The sequence below is a fragment of the Nostoc sp. genome (assembly GCF_036917095.1).
GTDB lineage: Bacteria > Cyanobacteriota > Cyanobacteriia > Cyanobacteriales > Nostocaceae > Nostoc.
Genome location: NZ_JBALFH010000014.1, coordinates 100,302 through 125,140, shown reverse-complemented (window position 1 = coordinate 125,140; position 24,839 = coordinate 100,302). Strand labels below are relative to the sequence as shown.

Sequence of the window (24,839 nt, the reverse complement as noted above, 5' to 3'; positions counted from 1 at the left end):
CATCCCACAAAACTAGCAAAATCATCCCGCAAATATGCAACGCCATAATTTTTAATTAATTTTAGTTCTTTACTAAAAAATATGCGGTGGCATACTCAGGCAATTGCGTGATATGCTGCCCAAAATCTTTTTTATTCTTAAAAATACCTGCCAAAAAATCGAGTTGATAAAGATTGGGTAAAAATGCTCCGCCTGTATCGGCAATGACTCCCATTTGTAAATGTTTGCGACCACCTGTAGTATGCTCGATCACAACTACTTTACCTAAACCAATATTCAAAACATCTCCAGCAAAAGTGACTCCGGGTTTGATAGAAATTTTTGCATCTATTTTGTATCCATAGCCTTTAATAGCATCAACTTCTCGAAAATACCAATAGCGCTTTTGTGCTGTTGCCTTCAATCCGCGAATATAAGCCATTCCATTATTTCTATCTACATTAAAGAATGCCTTATAACCATCTGGAAAATTAATCAGGATTGTTCCTTCCATAATTGCTTCTTCTAAGCCATTTCTGGTTAGATAAGCGAGACTTGTAACTTTTCCAAATTCTCTACCACCTGGCTCATAAATACCCGACAAAACGTCCTGTTTTGTGTATCTAGTGTAGAATTTATCGTTATTAGAGTTATCTTTTAAGCTATAAATCGGTGTATTAAAAGTAGAGGTTTTCTTGCGAGAACCGGGGTGAGTAAAAACAGCATATTTGGTAATTCGTAATTGTTTTTGCTGTTTATTATTTGGGTTGTAGGCAGACCATTTAATGACTCTAAAATTGGCATTGATAAATTTAGGGTCTTGTAAACGAGTAGCCCGATTATTAGCAATATCCTCCTTTAAGACAGCAATCATGAAATCCAAAGTCTTAAGGACATCTGGAATAGTAACTCCTTGAGTAGCAAGCATTCCTGTACGGAGAATATCTGGGTCTTGTGAAGCGTAATCTTGAAAATATTTTCTAGTATTAACGAGAACAGTTAATAAATCTCCTTGATTGAAATTAACCTTACTACTTGGTAGTTTTCCAGGAGTAACAACTTGGCTACCATTAATGCTAAATTTATATTTTTTGAACTCATCGACAACTGGATATGGTGCAGATGCTGATATCAAATTTTGCCGATCAGAAAAAGCGTTTTGCTTGCCTATAATCTCATCAGATATTTGTTGAGCGGCAAAAGGATTTTGAAATTTTGAGGTGGCTGTACGAGCAGCTTGATTTGAGGTAAGGGAAATCTGTGATTGAAGTGGGGCAAGATTTTCTTGCTGAGTAAATGACCGATCTTGTTGAGCTAGCTGTTTAGCTTTTGACTGAGTATATAAACAGCTACTGGCTAAACTAACAAGTAATAAACCAACACAACCTACTGTCAAACGAAATTTTTGGTTAAATAAGATGTTCATAACCTGGAGAATAAATCCCTATTTTCTCTTACTATCTTGAATTTTGAAATTTGAATTTTTTAAGTTTCTATCACCTCACGCAGTAATTGCGCCAACTTTTCGGCACTATCGGGAACTGCGATCGCTTTTGCTTTTTCCCCCATTTTTGCTAACTCTTGGGGTGACTGCAACAAATTTAACACACTACTTTGCAATACTTCTGTCGTCAACTCCGCTTGCTTCAACGTTAACGCCGCACCAGATGAAGTAAATACGTCTGCATTGTAAGATTGATGGTCTTCTGCGGCAAAAGGGTAAGGAATCAAAATCGCTGGCTTTCCACACACTGCTAATTCTGTCAAGCTACCCGCCCCAGAACGACTAATGGCAAGAGTTGCTCGTTGCAACAATGCTGCCATATTGTTGTAAAAAGGTAAGGCTATGTACTGTGGATGTTTGAGACTATCTGCTTCCTCGTCGCGATCGCCAGTTAAGTGTACTACATAGGCACCAGCATCAAACCAGGCGTTTGCAGATTCGCGCACCAACTTATTAACCGCAACTGCACCCTGGCTACCACCAAAGACGACAATTAAGGGAACACCATCAGGAATCGCTAAATCTAGCGGTGCATCAATTGCCCCATCGAGAAATTGCGCTCGCACAGGAGTGCCAACATAGACATTATTGGCACGGGGTAAATACTTAGCAGCTACTTCAAATCCCAAGGCTACCGCACTACACCAAGGGCCAAAAAAGCGAGTTACTTTCCCTGGTAAGGCGTTAGATTCGTGGAAAACCACGGGTAAACCGAGGGAACGCGCCGCAATCACGGCTGGGCCAGCAATATAACCCCCTGTGGTAAACACCCCTTGAAAATTTCCCTGTTTCAGAATTCGTCTAACTTCCAGAATCGAAAGGGCGAGTTTACCCAAGGTGCGAACCGAGGAAATTCCAAACCCTTGCTGAAACCCTTCAACTGCAATAGTATTCAAAGGATACTGTTTGGGGACAAGTTGAGTTTCTAGCCGATTGGGTACTCCCAGCCATTCTATTTGATAATCTGGAAGTTTTTCTGCCAGCGCGATCGCCGGAAACAAGTGTCCACCAGTCCCACTGGCAGCTATTAATAATCGTATCGGTGCGTTTGCCATCAAACCTCTACCGTTTAGCGTCTAGCTTAACTAAGATAAAACAATTTGCTTACTTTCTCTAATCAAATCAGTAAATTCTTACCAATGACTAACATTTTTCCCGCCTTAGTGAGACGCCAACTTAGATTTCCCAGCATCGGGTTGATTTCCTTCCTGCTAACCATTGGTTTAACAACTGGTTGGCAACGCACTCAAGCGACGACACCACAGCAATTAGTCCAAGCTGGTACACCCCAAAATGCACCAGCCGAACTGAGAAACCTGTTGACACAAGTTGACGCCGCCGCCAGTCGGGGCGATATCAAAGGAGTGTTGCAATTCTATAGCCCCAATTTCACTCATGGGGATGGATTAAACCTCCAAACTCTGGAAAGGTCTTTGGTTTCACTTTGGCAGCGATATCCCAAATTACAATACAGCACAAAACTGCTATCTTCAAAACCTGAAGGCAATGCGATTATTGCTGAAACAGAAACGAAGATAACTGGTTTACCCTCCAGTAACAGTAATAATTCGACTCTCAATGCCACGATTAAATCGCGTCAGCGCATTGCAGGCGGAAAAATCGTCCGCCAAGACATTTTGTCAGAACGCACCCTACTTACCTCTGGCAGCAAGCCGCCGCAAATTGATATTAAATTACCGCAGCAGGTAAAAGTTGGTCAGAAGTATAATTTTGATGCGATCGTCCAAGAGCCACTTGGTGATGATTTTCTACTAGGAACGGCGCTAGAAGAATCTATCCAAGCAGATAAATTTCTCAACCCCACACCCGTGGATTTGGAATTACTCACATCTGGCGGACTGTTTAAAACGGCACAAGCGCCATCTACCCCTGGTAGCCAATGGGTTTCTGCTGTCATCCTCCGGGGTAATGGGATGACGATGATAACTCAGCGCCTTCAAGTGGTGAAGTAGTTAGGAGACGCGATTAATCGCGTCTGTACAAAAGTTAGGAGATGCGATTAATCGTCTGACTTTTCATGTTATGTGGAAAAGCGCATGAAAAACCTAACCCCCTAACCCCCAACACGTAGCGGGAAGGGGGAAAATTCAAAGTCTCTCTCCTTTTACGAGAGAGAAATTAGAAGTGAGGTTTTCCAGATACCGTGAAAAGTCAGATTAATCGTACAGGAGTTAGGAGTTATAGACGACTGATGATAAATTATGAACTGTGGAACTCTACTATTTCATAATTCATAACTATTAACTCCTCACTCCTAACAATCATAATGACTTCCCTACAAAATCAAATCATTTTGATCACTGGTGCAAGTAGTGGTATTGGTACTGCTTGTGCGAGAATTTTCGCTGGTGCGGGTGCAAAACTGATCTTGGCGGCACGACGCTTAGAACGTTTGCAGCAGTTAGCAGATTCTCTCAATAAAGAATTTAGCATTGAAACTCATTTGTTACAGCTAGATGTGCGCGATCGCAATGCTGTTGAATCTGCCATTTCTACTCTACCCTCTGCCTGGTCTGACATCGATATTCTTATTAACAATGCTGGTTTAAGTCGTGGTTTAGACAAGTTGCACGAAGGCAGCTTTCAAGACTGGGAAGACATGATTGATACCAACGTTAAGGGTTTACTTTACGTGTCCCGCTATGTCGTTCCCGGAATGGTAAGTCGCGATCGCGGTCATGTGGTAAATTTAGGTTCTATTGCCGGACATCAAACCTATCCCGGTGGTAATGTCTACTGTGCTACCAAAGCTGCTGTGAGAGCAATTTCTGAAGGTTTAAAACAAGACCTGTTGGGAACGCGGGTACGTGTAACTTCCGTTGACCCTGGTATGGTAGAAACAGAATTTAGCGAGGTGCGCTTTCACGGAGATACTGAACGCGCCAACAAAGTTTACCAGGGAGTTAAGCCCCTGACAGCAGATGATGTGGCTGATGTGATATTTTTCTGCGCGACGCGATCGCCCCATGTCAATATTAATGAAGTTGTGCTGATGCCTGTTGACCAAGCTAGCGCTACTTTAGTTAATCGACGAACATAAAAAGAACCCATTTACTAAAGGATAAATAATTCAGAAAGAATTTGCTGTTTGGTTAACATCTCACTGTGCAACATTTAAAGAGGAAGGATATCATTTAGGCGAAGTTGGAGACGAGGTAAAAGTGGTGAGTTAATTGATTGGTTTAGCCGATATTGTTGTTGAGTATATGTGTCTTCAAGAAGTTGACAGAATGTAAGACATCCTCAATCGCATCTCGTAAACAATCAAACTGCTCCAGTTTTTTGCGGATTCGACTTTTTAACCAAGACCAGCATTTTTCAATCTTGTTAAGGTCTGGAGAATAAGGTGGTAGGTACAGCAGTTCACATCCCGCATCCTGGAGCAGTTGTTGAATCCGACCACCTTTGTGGAATGTGGCATTATCCATTACCACAACCTGTCCCGGTTCGAGTGTCATCTCCGAAAATAATCAAACTTTTTGTGTAGTTAGGTTGTAGGGCATAAATGTAATCATAGTAAATTAGCTAGTATCTACGATAAAAGAAGGCTTAGAGACATTTGCTGTTAGTAATTAGCCAAAAATATTTAGTTATATGCGTTAAGAGCGATCGCTTTTATCCGGGTGAGCCTGCAACAGTTGATTTAATGGGATAAAAGCGATGTCTACGACGGGCTATGTTTACGCGCTTATGAGAAAGTATCGATCGATTTCTGCCGTAAGTATTTCAAAGTCTACAGGCTTGGTCAAGTGGCATTTAAAACCAGCCTGAAGCGCAAGCTCCTTATCCTCCTGGCCACCGTAGCCGGTGAGTGCAATCAAAATTGAGCGAGTAAACTTGGAGTCTTTACTCAGTTCCTGTGCAACGGCGAATCCATCCATTTCGGGAAGTCCGATGTCACAAATAATCACTTGAGGCTCAAGCTTCCTTGCAGCTTCTACCCCTGAAATTCCATTATTGGCAATGGAAACTTCATGCCCAAAGTGCTCAAGCACTGCTTTTAATGTTATGGCTGAATCGTCGTTATCTTCGATGACTAAAATCTTCAACGATTTTTTAGCTGCTTCTATAATCTCCGGGTCGTTATGCCAAGCTGTAATCTCTTCGCATACAGGGAAAGTGACTTTGAATTCTGCTCCCAAATTAATCCCTCTACTTGAGGCTTCAACATTACCACCATGAAGTTCCACAAGACTTTTTACTACCGAAAGTCCCAAACCTAGCCCACCCCTGGAACGGTCTAAACTGCGATCGGCTTGGGTAAACGGCTCGAATAGTTCTGGTAAGATTGTCGGCTCTATCCCTATACCTGAGTCTCTGACAGATAATACTGCTACACTGCCTGAGCCATTTTCACCTGGAATAAATGAAAGATCCACCCAGATCGTTCCATCTGGCTTGGAAAACTTTAAGGCGTTATCAAGAAGGTTCCCAAAGACTTGGAAGAACCGCGTCGGGTCAACATAAGCCCACAGAGGCTTGTTTGGTAAGTCTTGCACTACGTTAAGGTTCGATCTCTTTATTGCTTGTGCATGGTCATTGAGACTTTGACGAACTAATTCCACCAGATTAAGCTTCTCAAGATTTAATGAAATCTTCCCGTATGTGATGGACGATACGTCAAGCAACTCATCGATCAATTTCGAGAGGTGCTTAATCTGGTGTTGCATCATTAAAACTGTTTGTCCAACTGCGCCAGTCTCGCCTAGCTTCAACTTGAGAAGCTGAACCCCATTCGAGATGGGGGCAACGGGATTCCTCAACTCGTGAGCTAGCATCGCAATAAATTTGTCTTTAAGGGCGTTTTGGTTCGTCAGTTTCTGGAAAAGTTGAACGTTGGCGATCGCAACTGCCGTAGTATCGGTCAAAATCTCAAGCAGTCCGATTTCTTCGGGCGTGGCGCGGTGTTGTGTACTCCAGTAGGCTCCGATCGCACCCAGTGGATCGGAAACTCGTATGGGAACCATCACTAAACTCTTGACAAAAGTCACTTTATAGGCTTCAAGTGGAATTCGAGCATCCTGGTAAATGTCCTCAATCACGGCTGCTTGTTTATTGAGCATTGCCCAACCGGAGATACAAGACTTGAGCGGAAAACGCATACCTTTCCAAAGTGGCCCGATGGCGTTCTCATCGACATAGTGGCAACATTCACCATCCCGCAGTACAAAAGTTACTCCATCAGCATTCGTGAGATCGCGAGCCGCCAAACGCACAATTTCAATAATTTCCTCAATAGTCCGCACACAAGCCAAATCTTTCACAACCGCAAGCAGCCGATTGTAAGACGAAATGTTATAGCTCTGACCTGAATTCTGTTCTTGAGAGATGGAGATGTCTAATATATTTTTCATAAATAACTCCGAACAAAAGGGATGTCTGTGTCAAAACTCTTGTAAAGCGGGTAGGTTTCAGCAGACACCTACTCTTAATCGTAATCTTAACTTCGATGTTAAGATTACGACCCGCTAACGCTTTTTTTTATAGAATTAGTATAAATACATTCCTTTTCCCCAATTAATTACTCGTGAATATACTGTAAAAAATAATTTAAATTGTGAGAGTGGAAGATGCATAGGCGTAGTCCGTTGTAGATATTGCTTATAGACATTAGAAACTTCCAAATAAAAAATATTCCTCACTTTTAGGGCAGGGAGGGGAAAAGTCGTTTTGATTCCAAAAATTGGATAATTTATTTTTTGGAGTTCCCTTAATTCCTCAATGCAGACAATTATTTGGCAATCGACAGATAATACTCAAATCGCTGCCGGAGTTGTTCAACCGTTAGATTCTGAGTCCAGTACTCCACTAGGGCGTGACCAAATGCCCAGGCGTTGCGATCTGGTGAAGCGGAGTTTTCCAGCAGTAGCGGCCAGAGGGATAGCAATTCAAAGTTGACCGGGTTAGGGTTGGCTGTATTCAAGAGCGAGAAAAGCTCATATCCCATTTGGAGTTTCCCAATCACAATCGGCAACTGTTCCACGGGAATTTGCTCGGCCAGCATATAGGCTAGGGCTGGAGAACCGGTTGAGAGCGTAGAAACAAACTGGAGGACGGGACTTTTGAGCAATGACGTTAGTCCTTGTGTTGTCGCCATTTGGAAGGTGTAATGGTCGATGATTTTGGCAGCGGCGATAGTGCGGGCTTCTAGGTTACGCAAAAAGCGGGCGAGACGGAGTTGCTTGGTAGGTGCGATCGCATCTACTAATCCTAACGATAGCGCCTCCATTCCCCAAGCAACTCGATTTGTTTTGCTGTCACCTGTAACCACAGGTAGAACTAGATTACAGAAGTTTCCTAGCTGTTTGGCGCGATATTCGGTGGCTTCGCGAATCGCAATTTCTTTGGAGCGATCGCCCCATTCCCAATCATAAGGCGGTTGCCATTCGCGGATCGGACGCAGACGATCTACTTGAGTGACGATCGCGATCGCAGGTAAATCTGCAACTTCTGCTTTGATGTCTTGCAAAAAGTCCACATCCATTTGCAGAGCAGGATCGAGGGCAGGGGTGACTAACAGCAGCAAATCTGCGTTGATGGCATAATCAAGCACCAAATTTCGCAGATCGGCACGGTTGACTTGTTCGTAACCAGGTGTATCCCAAAGCGTTAGAGTTTCCCCACTTTGAGTCTGCCATTGATAATTTTGAATGCGATCGGTACTGGGTAAAACATCAACGGCTGCGAGATCCGCCTGAAATAGCGTGTTAATCAGGCTACTTTTCCCTGACCCCGTGCGCCCCACCAGCAGAATATTCACGGGTTTTTGCTCAACCGCTTCGGCTGGTTGAGCTTGAGTTAAGATTTCTCGGAGTGTTTGGGTTTTTACCTTGGGTGGAGTTGGTGTGGATACTACAGTTGCTGAAACTGGTAATGTGGTACGTCCGTAAAGAGCGATCGCTTGTCGGCATAAGTTTCTCAGGGCAGCTTCTCGAAATAACTGACTCAAATTCCCCAACAATTGCTGAGTTGCTTGATTACTAGAACCCTTACTGGCTTGTTTTGCCACCGCCGCCACTGGATTTAAAACCCACTGTGCCCAGTTCCAAGCTTTCCAGAATTTCCGAGCCGATGGTTCCAACTTCCGGTAGACTTCGTAGCCTTGGTATGCTTGCCCAACCGTTACTTGATTGAGGACAGGGGATAACTTTTGCATCCACCGATCCATATCATCCACCGTTCCCCGAATCAGCCCGTAAGCTTGGGGGACGTAAATGTTCAGTAGCGGATATTGAATTTGAGGATTGTAGATATGAGCGATCGCTACGACTAAATTCTGGCATCGCGTCCAAAAAGTTTGCCAGTCTTCCCAAATCGGGCGATCGCTTTGTGCTGCTTGCAAAATCTCTTGAAGGGCTTCTTCTGCTTGCTTTGTGATATCACTTCCGACTGGTAGCCCTACTGTATCCTCTGCTTTGGATTCCAGTTCTTCTTGGACTTGAGTTAATACAGCTTCCACCTGGTTAACAGCTGGTTGAGTCCATTTGACCAGTAGCCAACGCCAACCAACGAATAAAACGGTGAATACACCCCAAATCCAATTAATGCCCCACGCATGGATTTGCAAACCGGCGGATACCAGTAAGAAAATAATGATAAACGCGATCGGGATTGCTAAGACGACCCACTGCCACGGTTTTAATCGCACCATTGCCCTACACCTGCTTTGGTTAGACTTCTTATATTGTTATTGTCGATCTAAATTTGGTGGTGAGTTGTGGATTAATGCGTGTATTAAAGTGTAGTAACAGCTTACACTGGCTGCGAGTTCATGTGATGTATTGTGCTGAAAGTGGAGATTTGCCTACCTTTAAGATAAGATTTACGTGAATAAATCACAAAAAACTGCCTTGTGGGCGTTGAATTATGCTTGTAGATTTTACGGTTGAAAACTACCGCTCAATTAAAGAACCTGTAACCCTAAGTGCGGTTGCTCAAAAACACAGCGATCGTCAGACAAGCCAAAGCAGCAAACGCAAACGGGTAAAGTCAGATCGTGAAATTGCACCTGGATATCATGTTGAAGGGTGGGACATTGAGCTTTTACCTGTTCTGGCAATTTTTGGAGCTAATGCTTCAGGTAAGAGTAATGTTATCCAAGCTTTGGATTATTTATTGCTCATAATAGCTTATGGCACACAGCAAGCAGTCACATTCCAGAAATTATTGAAATATGTAAAACTAGACTCTTTTAAATTAGATAGTATCTCTGAGCAAAAACCTACAAAATTTGAATTGAGAGCTTTATTTGATAATAATATTTACACTTATTCACTAGTAATTAATAAAAATAATATTATCTCAGAAAACTTAGACTATGCTTTAAACACAACTAAACGAACTCGTCGTTTATTTCATCGCCAATGGGATGAAATAAACAAAAAATTTATATGGAAAACTGGTGAGGATTTTGCTGGAGCACATAATCAACTTCAGGATAGTATTAGAGAAAATGAACTATTTATTAGTACATTGTTAAAATTAAAAGTAAATATAATTGAGTCCTTTCTAAACTGGTTAGCAACTGGATGGCGCGGAATTAGCTTAGGAAGTGAAGATTTCGATCATGTTTCGATTACGGTTATACAAGATGCTAACATTTATGTATTCAATGAATTACTTAAACAAGCATTAAATATTGTACAAAAATTTGACACTGGACTGTCTAGGATAGAGTTAAAAAAGAAATCTGATGCTCAGGTTGACTATAATATATATGCTGTACATAATACTAATGATGGTAACGAAATACAGTGGCTTTTCGATGAAGAGTCTCTTGGTACTCAACGTTTATTTTACTTAGCATTCCGGGTAGTAGCCGCTTTGAACATAGGCGGATTGATAATTGTTGATGAATTAGGCACAAATATTCATCCTAATATTGTAAAAACTATTATCAAAATATTTCAAAATCCTAAAACTAATCCCAGAAATGCTCAACTGATTTTGACAAGTCATGATAACACGTTACAAAGAAATAACTTGTTACGCCGCGATCAAATTTGGTTTACACAAAAGCGCCCCGATCAAAGCACTGAATTGTATCCTCTAACTGATTTCCATGTGCGAAATGATTTGGCGATTGATAAAGCTTATTTAGATGGTCGTTTTGGGGCCGTTCCGTTTCTCCCATCTGAAGAAGAAATGATTTTACAGGGTGATGAGCAGTGCCAAGAAAGTTAAATCGCCGCCCACCTAGCAGAAATATTGCTCAGAAAATCCTAATTGCTTGTGAAGGAAGTAAAACAGAACCAATTTATTTCAATAGTATCCGCAATGAATTACGTTCATCAACTTTAGATATTATTGTATTGCCTCATCAAAACAAAACTGATCCACGTAGCATTATTGAAAGACTCATCGAAGAACGACAGCAGAGAAAAGATAACCAGCAGTGGAGTAAAGAAGATGAGGCTTGGGCTGTTTTCGATGGAGATGAGCATATTGAAAAAAGTCTGACAAATTGGCAAAGTGCAATAAATCGAGCTACAAGCCAAAAGATTAATCTGGCAATTACCAATCCTTGTTTTGAACTCTGGTATTTAATTCACTTTCAAGACCATTTTGCACAAATCACTCGTGATAGGTTAGTTAATTTGCTCAACAAGCATATACCCGACTACGATAAATCAATGTGCTTGTATCCAAAACCATTGAAATCATTAACTGAACAAGCGATCCAGCGTGCTGAGAAGATGGCAAAGCAGATAGAACGTAATGAATTATCTGAACATTCAAATCCCTGCTGTAGTGGCTTGCCTAAACTGATTAGTATTTTATTAAGTTTAAAGAATAGTTAGAGAAATTACTTTAAATTATTTTAATCAGCTTTATCTAATTATTCCTTGTCATAAAAACTTAAAATGCTGGGAAGCGATGTTTGACGACAAATCGCTTTGCATCTATACAAGCAACACTAAAGATAGCGATCGCATCTTAAGAAAAGAACTAAAATACCAGTAATACTATACTTTTCTAGCATTTAAGGAGTAAAGGTTGTGGCTTCCATCACGATTGACATTTCCGACGAACAATTTCAGAAGCTGCAAGTATTAGCACAAGAGAGTGGTGTCTCGCTTGAAGATTTATTACGTGTCAGGATAGAAGACTGGCTCAGTCAGCCGACGAGCGAGTTTGCTCAAGCAGCCAACTATGTGCTGAAGAAAAATGCCGAATTGTACCGACGTTTAGCATGATACGTTGGAAATATTTCTTGTTTTAAATGGGATGGAAATTGATGCTTTGATCGAAGAACAGGAGCGGGTTGTCCTGCTGTTAGCGGCTGGTGATTTAGGGTGTGAAGAATTTACGGAGTGGCTCAGGCTAAAACTGAGAACAATTTAAATTAAACATTTTCTCATAATAAAACGAAATTTAAATTGGGTAGGGAGGCGATTATCTCCGATACGCTCCGCGCTCGCAATAATAAAGATAGCGATTGATAAGGCTTTTTGTTGCCGATGAAATTTTCATTAGAAGCTTGGGAATAATAAATCATGCTTGAGAAACATTTGAAATGAATCTCAGCAGATTAGGTGTGTTTACTATCGGCAATTCCAGGAGCAAATTGTTAATGAAAGTGAGTTCATCAGGGATTAAGCTAGGTTGTGCAATTGTTGGCGGCAGTTGTTTAGCAGCAACACTCATCGGTTTAAGCGGATCGAGTGCAATTGCCGCTCAATTCATCACAATTCAAAGCACTGGCACATTATCAGGAACTATCGAACTTCCCAGAAATAATCCCAATTTCAATAACAGTATTACTCGTATTGATACGGATGACACTGGAACTTATTACCGGAACTTAGGCACTAATAATAATCCTAATTATGTTCCTGTATACCAGTCAGACTATTTACAGGTAGAAACACGCTCTGATGGAAGTCTGCATTATTTTGTTGACTTTAAAGGTATTCCTTTTGTCTCGTTCAATGGTGTTCTGACATCGCCGATTCTCTCTGGTGGTGAGTTGACACCCTATAAATACCAAGGACAATTACCAGGAACCACATTTCAAGGAGTAGTTCAGGATGAATTTAATTTCATAAAAGCCTTCTACACTGGTAATGTCACTGACCCAGATACCGGAAAGGTGTATCAAGGTACTTTTGAAGTGAGTGGATATGGGCAGCGATATAGCGATCGCAATGGTAGTTTAACTCCCACAGTCTTTGATTTTCAGTCCGATATCCCAGGTTTGCCAACTGTAACATCCTTGACTCTAGCTAACGTTCCCTTAGCGAATTTAAGAATCAAAGTACCTATCAATGAAACTTCTATTCCAGAACCCACCAGCCTTCTCGGAACCTTGATGGTAGCTGGTTTTGGTATCTTTTTGAAAAGAAGAAAAGACATCTGCCCTAAAAAGATGTTTTAAAACTATTGGGCGACTAGAAGTCGCCTACTACACAAGCAAAGTCCACCTCCGTGGACTAATACAAAATCAAGGATTTGCAGTCTCGTGTAGTCACGATTTTTAGTCACCCAGGTAAGTAATAAATTAGGCTTTCTAAACATCTTCCTAGCTCGACTTGCGTCTCGTAGAGAGGGTTAACAGCAAAAGTCAGATTTAACCTGAGTTCGACGACAAGTAGTCTATTTGTGATTTTTTTGAGAATTTGTGAATTATTCTGGTATATAATCTCTCGATACAAGAGATTATGTTCTTTAACTGCTGCAATTTGGATTCAATCTACGATTTTGGCAGTTTTTGATTTCTCGATCGGAAATTCGGCTCTTACTGGCGTGGCACACGAGTGAACTCACTTGCAGTAATTTGTCAATAGGAGGCTATTTAATCAATGAAAAACTTTTTCGCCCTAGCCGCTACCTGCGGTGTGGCTAATTTAGCATTCTGTGCGACTTCTATCATTGCTTCTACTAATCTGGCTCAAGCTGCTGATTTAACATTTAACTGGAAGGGTGATGCTGGTTATTCGGCTTCTGGCTCGTTCAGCTACGATGAAACAACTACCCCAGCCATAATTTCCGAAAGTGGTGCGGGAGCTACAAAAGCCTTGCAGTCACTATTTGTTTCTTTTTTCAATCCATCACAGGAGTTGATTGCAACTAACAACGAAGTTGTTAATGGTGTATCAAGCAATCAGTTTTTTGAATTTAACTTTGACACGACTACAGGCAATTTGTTTGGGGCTTTTGATGCAGGCACAGGTAGTGGCATAGGTGATGTTTTTCTCAGCAATGTTGAGGCTCCCGGCCGTATCTTCATCTCTCCAGGAGCGACCTCTTATCTTTACCAAAATATTACAGCAGACAATAGTCAATTACTCGATTCGAGTACAAATCAGATTAAAGTATCTGCGGTTCCTGAACCGACAACTGTTTTGGGAACTCTGGTAGTTGGTATGTTGGGTGTAGCACTCAGCAGCAACAGAGTTGCATTCTTCTCAAGGAAGCCAAAGAAAATCTAGGGCAAACTCATCTAAAAGTATAAAAATTCTTTAATAGCAAGGGTTTAAGGGTTTGAGAAATTAGCCTAAATTCTTTCTCCCCTGCCTCCCCTGCTCACCTCAACAGATAACTTTCTCTTTTCCGAACCGTATAAACCTTAAACTTATAAAGTCAGGCGTAGCCCGCCGTAGGCATCGCTGGTTTTTGATCCGACCTCACAAAATCGCCTTGCTCGCAGCCGAACTTACAAAAGTCCGGCTGAGTTTAATCATTCGTCTATACGAAGCAGTTTGCGGTAAAACGGTTGTGAAAAATCGGTTGCGCGATGACGTTTATAGTTGTCCATAAGTTCAATTAAAAAATTAATAAACTCGAAACTAGCCATCATCAGTTCGTAACTCAGGTCAGCATTGCCATCAAACTGGATTCGGCAACGGGTTAAGTCTGAGGGTAAAGTAGCAACATTCCAGGAGGCGACAAAGGGGACATGTTCGCTGGCTTCTATCTTCCGGTGTCCCTCCAAAACCCCTTTTTGATAGAGGCTAATGGCATAAGGCAAGAAATTCCGCTTAGTGCCCTGAACGTAAGGTAAATAAACACTGGCTTGTTGTTGAGTGGCAGGCTGGAGTTGGTCAATAGACATTGTTAAATTTCCCTCAAGTTAGTTGGCAACTGGGTGTATTAGTGGCTATTGGTAGTATTCCCAAAAGATGTGTCTAAAGCACATAGTGGGGAGCAGGGAAGCAGTGTGCACCCCTCTGCCTGTTCTGCCCCATGTCCAAAAATGAAGTTACTGCTAAGAAATATTAAAATTTCGGTTAGAATAATTCTGCATTAACTTTTATCGAAATTGGGGACAATAACACTAAAAATCCCCACTGTAAAGTTGTGGATGTTATTATTGCTGTTTCTCCCAACAACGAGCTGCTGCTACCTTGCTATTACTTTGCCCAAACCGGAATTCTCATTGGAGAAAGCGCCGCTCTACAAGCTTCCTGCCCAAGTGGCTATCAAAGGAATCAAGCCTCTGTCTAAGAGTAGTAAAGGCGGTTAATATGAGGTAATTACGCACAGTGGCGGTGACAACAAAGGTAGTCCCAGCGGCTTTTGGCTTAGGGATAGCGGGTATTGCAGTTTGCCCATTCCGATTAATATCGGGAAAAGTAGCTTAGGGATATTTGTCCGTAAAATTACTAACTGTAGACAAATAGTGGTTTTTGAATCAAGCAACCTAACCTATGCCAGCGAATTCCTGGCCCGAAGAAGATTCTTATCAAGAGCTCGATCCGCTCAACTCCTTGTTATCTGACCTATCAGTAGATGAGGAGTCAGTGTTAGAGACAGATCCTGTGTCTTTAACATCCCGGTTTCAAGGTCGTAGAGGCAAAGCAGCTCTAGTCTTGACTATCGTCTGGAGTGGCACGATCGCTCTACATTTAGTTTCTTGGGCTTCCATATTTATTCTAGGACTGACCACCATTCTAGGATTTCATGCCTTGGTGGTAGTGTTTACTAAATCCCGTCGCTTTCCAAAAGAAATACAGGGAGATTTACCCTCTGTATCTGTGCTAGTGGCTGCGAAAAATGAGGAAGCGGTAATTGCTAAATTAGTCAAAAATCTTTGTAATCTGGAATATCCAGGTGGGCAGTACGAAGTATGGATTATTGACGATCGCAGCAGTGATAGCACGCCACGTTTATTAGCAGAACTCCAACAAAAACACGAGCAACTGAAAGTACTAAGACGTTCAGCAGAAGCTAGTGGTGGCAAATCGGGCGCATTGAATCAGGTATTGCCGCTGACAAAGGGCGACATTATAGCAGTATTTGATGCTGATGCCCAAGTGACACCAGACTTGCTGCAACAGGTAGTACCTTTATTTCAAAGAGAAAAGGTGGGGGCGGTGCAGGTGCGAAAAGCGATCGCCAACGCTAAAGCAAACTTTTGGACTAAGGGTCAAATGGCTGAAATGGCCCTTGATACCTGGTTTCAGCAACAGCGGACTGCCCTTGGTGGGATTGGCGAACTGCGGGGCAATGGTCAATTTGTCCGGCGTTCAGCCTTGGAAAGCTGTGGTGGCTGGAATGAGGAAACCATTACCGATGATTTGGATTTGACAATCCGTTTACATTTGGATAAATGGGATATTGAGTGTGTTTTCCATCCTGCGGTGCAAGAAGAAGGAGTCACAAGCGCGATCGCACTTTGGCATCAGCGCAACCGTTGGGCAGAAGGCGGTTATCAACGCTATCTGGATTATTGGGATTTAATTCTCAAAAACCGCATGGGAGTCCGTAAAAGCTGGGATTTGCTGATTTTTATGCTGATTATGTATATCTTACCCACAGCAACAGTCCCAGATTTGTTAATGGCGATCGCTCGTCATCGTCCACCAATGTTAAGTCCCATCACAGGCTTGTCCGTTACTATGTCGATGGTCGGGATGTATACAGGTTTAAGGCGCATACGTCAAGATCAGAAATTCCAACTTTCTACATATTTTCTGATGCTGGTGCAAACCTTGCGTGGCAGTTTATATATGTTGCACTGGTTAGTCGTCATGAGCAGTACTACTGCCCGCATGTCGGTAAGACCTAAGCGCCTGAAGTGGGTGAAAACCTTGCATACGGGAAATGCGGAATAGTCCCTTTGGGGAATTCAAAATTTAAAATTCAAAATGCAAAATTACCAAAAATAATTTTGCATTTTTTTATTCATCATCCACATCTGCTTCCTCTACCCACTCAGGTGTAGTTGGAGAATCGGAGAATTCTGGGAAATCATCTGCAAAACGGATAATTTGTCCGTTGAAAAACTCTACTACACGTTGAGCTGCGATCGCTACTTCGTCAGGTTCCCAATCAGGTGCGGGTGTTTGTTTTGGCGGTGGAGGCAAAGTTTGCATCCCATTTCCATTTACCCCGTTTCTATTTGCCCCATTTCCATTTGTCCCATTTCCATTTACCCCATTTCCATTTGTCCCATTTCCATTCCTTACCGTCGGCTCAGTTTTTAGTGGTGCTGGTGTCGTTGCTGGTGGTGGATTGCTTGCCTGTGGTGCTGGCGCTGGAGACGGAATTTGCTGGTTATAACTGGGAGTTGGTGGTTGCTGAGAGCGAGTAGAGTCTTTTGGGGGAGGATTTTTTTTGGCTGAGGTAGAGTTTGAAGAAGTTCCTTTTTCTATATTTATCTGGATTTCACGCTGGAAAGTCTGCTGGAAAGCTGCCGTAATCATCGGTAGATAAGATTTCCCTTTGTCATACCATGCCTGTTTGATAGCAATTCGAGCCACAACACCGTCGAACTCTGTGAGTTGGCTCATTTGACGCAGCATTTCTTGCCTTGATTTTGGCTGGAGGTTAGCTAGCACCTGTTGCCAAACTTGAGTTAAGTCATATTCTGCTTCCCCAACAGCTTCTTCTTCCCCAACAATTTCTGAAGTTACTGGTTCAAGGTTCGCAGGTGATACGGGTACAGATACAGGTTCTGGGGTTGGTGGTGAAACTGAGTTAGCAACAGAATTGTGATTTGTTTGTCGTTCAGCTGGGGGAGATGAAGTGACGGGCTGATTTTGGGCAGTCGCTAGGCGATCGGGAGATGCAGAATTATGATTTTTTTGCGGTTCAGCTAGAGGTACAGAAGAGACTGGGTGATTTTGGGCAACTGCTGGAGGATAGCTTGGAGATACAGCAGGTGTGATAACTCGCGGCGCAACACTTGGCGCTTGTGGTTGAATATTTGTTGCACTGGGTAACAATCCTAATAATGTTACCTCCAGCCACAAACGCGGCTGAGTGCTGTTTTTGATTTGCACTTCAGCTTCTCGCAAGTGTTTTTGTCCTGCCAAAATTACGCTCATATCGAAGTATTGAGCAAACTCAACCAGCGCTGTCCAGGTTTGTTGAGTACAAGCAACCAAATCGTGGCGATTGGGTGCAGTTTTGGCAATGAGTAAATCGCGGTAGAAGGCGGCGAGATTTTGCAAAAGAGTTAGCGGTTCTCGACCACGATCTAAAATGTAGTGGGTACAGTCCAGAACGGCTTCGGGTTTATCTTGAGCGATCGCATTTAGAAGCGCTAGCAAGTCCTGTTCGCTTACCGTACCAACCAAATCCCAAACTCTATCCGGTGTTACTTCACCCGCTAATAAACCCAATTGGTCGAGCAAGCTTTCGGCATCTCGCAACCCTCCTTGAGCAAGTTGGCCTACCAGGGTTACAGCGTCGGGTGAAATATGAATATTTTCTTTAGATGCGATCGCACTTAAATGCTTGACCATTGCTTCTAACTGAATGCGTCTAAAATCAAACCTTTGACAGCGTGAAATAATTGTTGGTAACACCCGTTGCGGGTCTGTTGTCGCCAATACAAAAACTACGTGTCTCGGTGGTTCTTCTAGCGTCTTAAGTAGCGCATTGAATGCCTGAGTACTGAGCATGTGACAATTATGCACCAAGAGCATATTTGCCACAAAGTTATGATTATCTGCTACTTCAATGTCATAAACTCGCTCAACCCCAGCGAGGTAAACAGATTCGACTCTCTCCAAACTTGTAATCCATCGAGCGGATGGAATATTGTTTAAGGATAGATTCCAGGTCGTATGATTTTTGCCCAGATGTATTGCCTTTAAACTGGTGTCCGCTGACAAATCTCCGGGTACGTCCGTCGATACCAAATTTGTAAATGAGGATGCCGCATCCACATTTACAGGGGATAGTATCTTCATTCCTTCTTTTACGTCCTTTGCTGGTAGCCATCCCTGGTTTGTCCTAATTAAATGATTATCCGTACATCTAATTTCTCGGTTAGTTGTCTTGATAACCAGGGTTTGCCGTTCTCCTCGATCTAACCACCTGACAACTTTCTTGAATTCCCACTTATCTAATGAGTCGTTGTAACTCAGAACCTTCTCGTCTTTAATTTTGGGATCGTCAATTCTTTGAAGTCCCTCATCAGTCAAAACCAGAGAATCTCCAGTTAAGCACTCATCGATTACATAAACCTTGTAGCGACACTGCACAGGAGCAAACTGGGCTTTTTCAATCAACTCGCGGATATTATCGACACCAGTGTTGCTAGCGGCATCGATTTCAATTACATCTAAGGCGTAGCCTTTAGCGATCCCCTGACAAACCTCACACACCCCGCAGGGTTCAGCAGTGGGCTTGTCACTTTTGAGACAATTGAGGGATTTGGCCAGAATCCGGGCACTAGAAGTTTTCCCCGTACCTCTAGGCCCAGTGAATAAATAGGCGGGGGCGATTTTGGATGTGCCGATCGCGTTCGTGAGGGTAGTAGCGATCGCCTCTTGTCCCACCAGTTCAGCAAAACTTTTGGGGCGATATTTATGGTGCAGGGGTTCGTAAGACATGGAAAAATAGACTTCAATGCCTTTCAACGTTAATTAGTAGCACCGAGTCGAGTTTAGGATTCAATTATTTTAAACTCTCGTACCTGCTTTATTTATCGATGTTGCCATAGCTCTTGCACTCAACTAATGCCGTAAATTTTGGCACTCAGGAAAGCAAGTAACCAGAGCTTATCCTCTACTATGATTTCAACATCAACGTATCGGAATTATAGCATATCATTTAGTACATTTGTTCTAAGAAGGAGGTGGGGGATGAGGAGGCAGGGGAAGCAGGGGAGGCAGGGGGAGCAGGGGAGGCAGGGGAGGCAGGGGAGGCAGGGGAAGAAATAAGCAATGCTTAATCCTCAATGACTAATGACTAATGACTAATGACTAATGACTAATGACTAATGACTAATGACTAATGACTAATGACTATACGTTTTATTGACTCAACTAACCCCATAGTCCAGTGCGATCGCTACAATTTTAGGATAAGCAAAACTCGATGGTGCAGCAGATGCTCAAGCGGCTATTTCAATGGCTCAAAAAGCTTTTTCAGAGCTTGTTTGGTGGAAAACAGACTGCCTCAAAATCTAAGGGGAATATGCAAAAAGAACCAGCACCACCCTTAAGCGATACGGATCTGGAATTTCTCTTCAACGAACTCTTGCAAGGAGTACATCAAGCACGAGGGGAAGCATGGGCAAGGAAGTGGCTGTATAATATTGAACATCGTATCCCAACTGAACGCTGGGTTGAGTGGTTGGGGCGGTTTGGCGACAGATTGCTCGCATCACCTACACCCAATAATGAAATAGCAGCGCGGTTAGTGCAACTGGGTGAGTTGGGCATTGGAGAAATCGGAGATGTTGCCTATAGTATTGGGATGCAGCTGTTGACACGCAATCAAGGCGAACCAATTTGGGAATATGAAGGGCCAGATGCGATCGGCACGACTTTGCCCTCAGAGCCAACTACCCCAGTATCCGAGTCAGCAGATGCCCCAGAGAATCCCCCAGAGGGAGAATACCAAACCGTCACCCTAGAAGAGTTGTTTGTGATGTTGCAGGAGGATGAAAACTTACGCCAGCAGATTGCTCAACAGCTTGCCGTTGAGACAGACGATCCACAAGTGCTTGTGCAGGCATTGATTAATCAATTATACCCTGTCGGTCAATCGACTACAGAGCAAACAGAAAATTAACTGCTTCCTAGAGCCAAAATTCAACAGTTTAATTTGGAAATTGTAACGTTGTAATGCTATGCTCTTGAAGTTTTGTATATTTTTTGCTAACTTGCTACGGAAGCGCTGTCCGAATCTAATGGATTTTTACGTAATTGATGATTTTTTTAACACAACGATGGCTACAATCTAGAAAAACAAAATCCAAGAGTGTGGCAGATGCTCAGGCGGATATCGCAGTCGCTTAAAAGGTTTTTAAAGCGCCTCATTGAAAGTAAGCAGAGAAGTTCTCTCAAGGGTGCGAGAGGACAAAATCTGGTGGAGGTACTACCAGAACTAACCAATGCGGATCTGGAACAATTGTTTATCCAATTGTTAGAAGGCGTGCATCAAGCACGAGGACGACAGTGGGCATTGAGGTATCTGCAACGAGTCGAAAATCGGATTTCGGCTGAACGCTGGATAGATTGGTTGGTGATGTTTGGCGAAAGCTTGCTAGCTTCACCTACACCGAATCCTCTTTTAGCAACACAGATGGTGCAATTGGGGGAACTTGGTGTAGGCAGAATTGGAGATGTTGCTTATGACATTGGCATCCGGCTGATGCAAAACTCACCCACACAGATAGAGTATGAGGAGAATCAGGCGCAAGATAGCGGAGAAACTACTTCTGGGCAAGAACCAATCGCCGATTTGGGCGAACAGTTATGGGAATACGATCGACCAGATGTCATAGAAACTGCTCCTGGGCAAGAACCGAACGCCGATTTGGGCGAACAGCTATGGGAATACGATCGACCAGATGTCATAGAAATTACTCCTGGGCAAGAACCGAACGCCGATTTGGGCGAACAGCTATGGCAGTATGATGAGCCAGAGATCGTAGAAATTACTCCTGGGCAAGAACTGATCCGCAATTTAGGCGAACAGTTATGGGAGTATGATGAGCCAGATGTCGTAGAAACTACAACCGATGAAGAAATTCTCCCAACTTCCCCTGGACAAGAGCTAATCCGTAGCTTAGGCGAACAGTTATGGGAATATGATGTACAAGATGTCGAACCAATAACGTCAGTACCCCAAAACGCCTCTGATGAGGAAAGATTGACCGAGAATTTAGAGGAACTGGTATTGGAGTATGAAAGGGAAGATGCCCAAACCACAATCTTGGAAAATCTGCCTCTCCCAGCAGCGGAAGATTCAATCACCTCATTAGCCGAAGTCAGCTTCGACGATAAAGAGGAAGTTACTCCAACTAAAACACCAACAAATCTCCTTTCCACTAGACAAAGAACTGAATTAACAACCTCTTCCTCAGAGGAAACCTGGGATAACACTTTGACGAATTTAGAGCCAAATGTGGCTTATACCCTAGATGAGTTGTGGGTGAGATTGGATCAAAGTACCAATTTAGTCCAGCAACTTGCTTCTAACTTGGCAGTTCAAAGCAGTAATTCCCCCGGTATTATTGAGCGATATAGCGATAATCCGATTACTACGGCTCAAGCATGGTTTTACCAGGGTCTAAGCCAAGCTAAAACAGGTGATTTGTTAGGCGCGATCGCATCTTATGACCAAGCCATCGAACTTCAACCAGAATTCTCAGAATATTGGTTTAACCGAGGCTTGACGCTGTTCCATTTAGAACGTTTTGATGAAGCGATCGCATCTTACGAAACAGCCACAGAATTGAAACCCGACTTCTACAAAGCTTGGTACAACCGGGGTGGAACTCTCGGAGAATTAGGATACTTTGAAGAAGCGATCGCTTCTTTTGACAAAGCTATAGAAATAAAACCAGACTACCAAGAAGCTTGGTCTAGCCGGGGTTTAGCACTGCTGAAATTAGGTTGGCTACCGGAAGCTATTGCTAGTTACGACCGAGCGCTGCATCTGGAACCAGAAGACCAGGAAAATTGGTATCACCGAGGCATAGCACTAGCTGTAGGCGAACAATTTGCAGAGGCGATTATATCTTACGACAGAGCGCTAGAAATCGACTCAGAATATCACGAAGTTTGGATAGACCGGGGTGTAGTGCTGTTTAATTTAGGAAAGTGGTCAGAAGCGATCGCCTCCTGGGACAGAGCACTTTCAGTTCAAGCCGACTTCTATTTAGCTTGGTACAACCGAGGTATAGCCTTAGACAATCTAGGACGCCGCCAAGAAGCGATCGCCTCCTATCGGCAAGCGATCGCCATTAAACCCGACTTCCACTTAGCTTGGTATAATCAGGCAGTAGCACTGTTTTATTTAGAACAATTTGCCGAAGCGATCGCCTGTTATGATAACGCTTTGCAAATAAAACAAGATTATTGGGAAGCTTGGATTGGTCGGGGAACTGCGATCGGTAATTTAGTAAATTCTGACGCATTGCTGAATTTATCGAGTAGTCTAACAGCGACAAATCCCGCCTTACAACAGAGTAGTTACGAGGGGAAATTAGCCAGCTACGAAGAAGGGTTAAAGCATTTGCGGACAGATACCCATCCAGAAGGTTGGGGTAGATTGCATTTTGCGATCGCTAATACTTACTATGACCAAGGCAAAAAACATCCCAATCCCCGCGATTATTGGCGCAAAGCCGCATCTGAGTACCATCAGGCGTTATTAACCCTGACACTAGAATATTTTCCCCTGCTGCACCTAGAGGTTTTGCAATCTCTAAGCAAAGTCCTGATGGGTTTGGGACAAACAACACAAGTTCAAGAATTGCTGCAACGCGGTACAGATTTATTGCGACAATTATTGAGTGAAGAAACTCGCTCAGACGAAAGTAAAAAACAGCTAGCTCTAAAATTTGCAGGCTTCGATCAATTGGCAGTTGATTTAGCAGTAGAGTCTGGTGATTTAGTTGAAGCCTGGGAAATAGCCGAACAAGGCAAAAATGCTTGTTTAAACTGGCTGCTTTATGGCTGGAATGATAATATTTACTCGCCTTATTATGGCGCAATTCAACAACTATTCAATCCGACAACAGCAATTATTTACTGGCATATTAGTCCAGTCGCCCTACATACTTTCATACTCAAAGACCAAGCGCCATCACCCATCCTCCTGTTTACACCCATGCAAGATGCTGGGGCAATACCTTTAGGAGAAGACGCTATTCGTCTAAATGAATTGCCTCTACCTGAAGCAGTGCAACGCCTAATTGAATTTGAAAGTTGGCTAGAAGATTGGCATCAACAATACCAAGAATATCGCAGCACAGCCCAAGGCAAAGAAAGTAAAAGCCAGCATTCTTGGCGAGTTGATATGGAACAGAAGCTGTTGCAACTTTATGAAATCCTGAATATTTCCACAATTGCACAGGAACTCGAAGGCATCACTCAACTGGTTTTAATTCCTCATCGTGACTTGTACAGATTGCCCATTCATACACTTTTCCATCTTTCTTCCCCATCGCAAGAAGAGTTGCCGAATGTGGAATCAAATTTCACCGTTACCTATCTACCTAGTGCCCAAATAGGTTTATCAATAAGAACTGAGGATATTTGGCAGTGGCAAAATAAGTTATTGCTCAGTGTTGAACATCCTGAAACTACAGGTTATCCTACACTAAAATTTGCCAAACTTGAGTCTGAAATTGTTAGCCAGATGTTCAATAATATCCAACGGATTCAGGGGTCAGAAGCTACAAAAAATATTGTTGAAAATGCCTTTTTTGATAATTACAACATCTTTCATTTTACGGGTCGTGCCACTAATAATTTGGCTGAACCCAAAAAGTCAGAATTAGCATTAGCAGGTGAAGACAAACTTACTTTAGATGAAATCTGCCAACATAGTCTAGCAAGTTACAACCTTATTACCCTCTCTGCCTGTGAAAATTTAAGTACTAGCAACTACACTATCAGCAGTGAATATGTGAGTTTAGTCACTGGTCTTGTGATTCAGGGCGTTCCTCATGTAGTGAGTACTCTCTGGAGTGTAGAATCTTCGGCTAGTGCCTTGGTGATGATAGAGTTTTACCGACGATTGCAGCCCAATAAATCAGCAGTTACTGCCTTAGCTGAAGCAACACGATGGCTGAAAGAACTAACTGCTGGAGAACTGACAAAATGGTATGAAGATGTCTTAAATAATCTGCATCCTGAAGAAGTACGAATTCAAACTTATTTAGCGACACAGCTATATAGAAATAGTAAAATGGCATCAGATAAAAATCTTTATAATCATCCTTACTACTGGGCAGCATTCACGATTACAGGTAAGCCGAATTAAGCTTTTGAAATTTAGTCAAAATAATTCATAAGGTCAATCTAAAAACGGAATAATTCAGAAGTCAGAATAGTGGAAAAATCAGGGGCTAGCTTACTTTACTTTTGAATCTACTTGTGATATCAAACCTTCTATAAATTCTGACTTCTGACTCCTGAGT

General features: G+C 42.7%; 18 protein-coding genes and 2 pseudogenes. 12 read left to right on the top strand and 8 right to left on the bottom strand.

Annotation, left to right across the window (positions count from 1 at the left end; all coding sequences use genetic code 11):
* Positions 1-61: 61 nt before the first annotated feature.
* The gene (locus tag V7L01_RS03435) at positions 62-1,405 is read right to left on the bottom strand and encodes a hypothetical protein (protein ID WP_335031928.1); all 1,344 of its coding nucleotides are present in this window, start codon (positions 1,403-1,405) and stop codon (positions 62-64) included.
* 59 nt (positions 1,406-1,464) lie between these two features.
* The gene (gene murG / locus V7L01_RS03430; protein ID WP_335031926.1) at positions 1,465-2,538 is read right to left on the bottom strand and encodes an undecaprenyldiphospho-muramoylpentapeptide beta-N-acetylglucosaminyltransferase; all 1,074 of its coding nucleotides are present in this window, start codon (positions 2,536-2,538) and stop codon (positions 1,465-1,467) included.
* Positions 2,539-2,622: 84 nt separating this feature from the next.
* On the opposite strand from murG, the gene V7L01_RS03425 reads away from it, so the two are divergent.
* Entirely contained in the window at positions 2,623-3,456 is an 834-nt protein-coding gene (locus V7L01_RS03425; RefSeq protein WP_335031924.1) for a nuclear transport factor 2 family protein, read from the top strand.
* A 314-nt stretch (positions 3,457-3,770) separates the two neighbouring features.
* Positions 3,771-4,544, top strand: coding sequence for an SDR family oxidoreductase (locus V7L01_RS03420; protein ID WP_335031922.1), 774 nt, complete (start codon positions 3,771-3,773; stop codon positions 4,542-4,544).
* 74 nt (positions 4,545-4,618) lie between these two features.
* Here the strand turns inward: V7L01_RS03420 and V7L01_RS03415 are convergent.
* From V7L01_RS03415 to V7L01_RS03400, 4 genes and pseudogenes are all read right to left on the bottom strand, one after another.
* A pseudogene (locus V7L01_RS03415) lies at positions 4,619-4,738 on the bottom strand (Uma2 family endonuclease); the annotation flags it as partial.
* Positions 4,687-4,959 (bottom strand): annotated as a pseudogene (locus tag V7L01_RS03410) (transposase); the annotation flags it as partial. The pseudogenes V7L01_RS03410 and V7L01_RS03415, both read right to left, overlap by 52 nt.
* Before the next feature lie 225 nt (positions 4,960-5,184).
* Positions 5,185-6,858 (bottom strand): hybrid sensor histidine kinase/response regulator, encoded by a 1,674-nt coding sequence (locus V7L01_RS03405; protein WP_335031920.1) that lies wholly within the window; start codon positions 6,856-6,858, stop codon positions 5,185-5,187.
* A 377-nt stretch (positions 6,859-7,235) separates the two neighbouring features.
* Entirely contained in the window at positions 7,236-9,155 is a 1,920-nt protein-coding gene (locus tag V7L01_RS03400) for a GTPase family protein (RefSeq protein ID WP_335031918.1), read from the bottom strand.
* A 215-nt stretch (positions 9,156-9,370) separates the two neighbouring features.
* On the opposite strand from V7L01_RS03400, the gene V7L01_RS03395 reads away from it, so the two are divergent.
* The 6 genes from V7L01_RS03395 to V7L01_RS03370 all read left to right on the top strand — a co-directional run bounded on the left by V7L01_RS03395 (position 9,371) and on the right by V7L01_RS03370 (position 13,935).
* Positions 9,371-10,687 (top strand): AAA family ATPase, encoded by a 1,317-nt coding sequence (locus V7L01_RS03395; RefSeq protein WP_335031916.1) that lies wholly within the window; start codon positions 9,371-9,373, stop codon positions 10,685-10,687.
* Complete coding sequence (locus V7L01_RS03390) at positions 10,672-11,304, top strand: RloB family protein (RefSeq protein ID WP_335031914.1); 633 nt, start codon at positions 10,672-10,674, stop codon at positions 11,302-11,304. Before V7L01_RS03395 ends, V7L01_RS03390 begins: the two co-directional genes overlap by 16 nt.
* A 198-nt stretch (positions 11,305-11,502) precedes the next feature.
* Positions 11,503-11,700 (top strand): DNA-binding protein, encoded by a 198-nt coding sequence (locus V7L01_RS03385; RefSeq protein ID WP_335031912.1) that lies wholly within the window; start codon positions 11,503-11,505, stop codon positions 11,698-11,700.
* A 4-nt stretch (positions 11,701-11,704) separates the two neighbouring features.
* Entirely contained in the window at positions 11,705-11,848 is a 144-nt protein-coding gene (locus V7L01_RS03380; RefSeq protein ID WP_335031910.1) for a hypothetical protein, read from the top strand.
* A gap of 229 nt (positions 11,849-12,077) precedes the next feature.
* Positions 12,078-12,881 carry a PEP-CTERM sorting domain-containing protein gene (locus tag V7L01_RS03375; RefSeq protein WP_335031908.1) on the top strand — a complete coding sequence of 268 codons (804 nt, stop codon included), beginning with the start codon at positions 12,078-12,080 and terminating at the stop codon, positions 12,879-12,881.
* Between the two features lie 424 nt (positions 12,882-13,305).
* Positions 13,306-13,935 (top strand): PEP-CTERM sorting domain-containing protein, encoded by a 630-nt coding sequence (locus V7L01_RS03370; protein WP_335031906.1) that lies wholly within the window; start codon positions 13,306-13,308, stop codon positions 13,933-13,935.
* A 248-nt stretch (positions 13,936-14,183) separates the two neighbouring features.
* Here the strand turns inward: V7L01_RS03370 and ebsA are convergent, their stop codons facing one another.
* On the bottom strand, positions 14,184-14,558 hold the full coding sequence (gene ebsA, locus V7L01_RS03365; RefSeq protein ID WP_322718600.1) for a type IV pilus biogenesis protein EbsA: 375 nt from the start codon (positions 14,556-14,558) through the stop codon (positions 14,184-14,186).
* Between the two features lie 245 nt (positions 14,559-14,803).
* Here ebsA and V7L01_RS03360 point away from each other — a divergent pair, with 245 nt between their 5' ends.
* A complete protein-coding gene (locus tag V7L01_RS03360; RefSeq protein WP_335031904.1) occupies positions 14,804-14,950 on the top strand; it encodes a hypothetical protein in 147 nt (48 codons plus the stop codon).
* A 203-nt stretch (positions 14,951-15,153) separates the two neighbouring features.
* Complete coding sequence (locus V7L01_RS03355) at positions 15,154-16,560, top strand: glycosyltransferase (protein ID WP_335031903.1); 1,407 nt, start codon at positions 15,154-15,156, stop codon at positions 16,558-16,560.
* A 66-nt stretch (positions 16,561-16,626) separates the two neighbouring features.
* On the opposite strand, the gene dnaX is transcribed toward V7L01_RS03355, so the two are convergent.
* Positions 16,627-19,290, bottom strand: a complete 2,664-nt coding sequence (dnaX, locus tag V7L01_RS03350; protein WP_335031901.1) for a DNA polymerase III subunit gamma/tau — start codon at positions 19,288-19,290, stop codon at positions 16,627-16,629.
* Between the two features lie 487 nt (positions 19,291-19,777).
* On the opposite strand from dnaX, the gene V7L01_RS03345 reads away from it, so the two are divergent.
* Positions 19,778-20,476, top strand: coding sequence for a hypothetical protein (locus V7L01_RS03345; protein ID WP_335031899.1), 699 nt, complete (start codon positions 19,778-19,780; stop codon positions 20,474-20,476).
* Positions 20,477-20,674: 198 nt separating this feature from the next.
* A complete protein-coding gene (locus V7L01_RS03340) occupies positions 20,675-24,682 on the top strand; it encodes a tetratricopeptide repeat protein (protein WP_335031897.1) in 4,008 nt (1,335 codons plus the stop codon).
* The last annotated feature ends 157 nt before the right edge of the window (positions 24,683-24,839 follow it).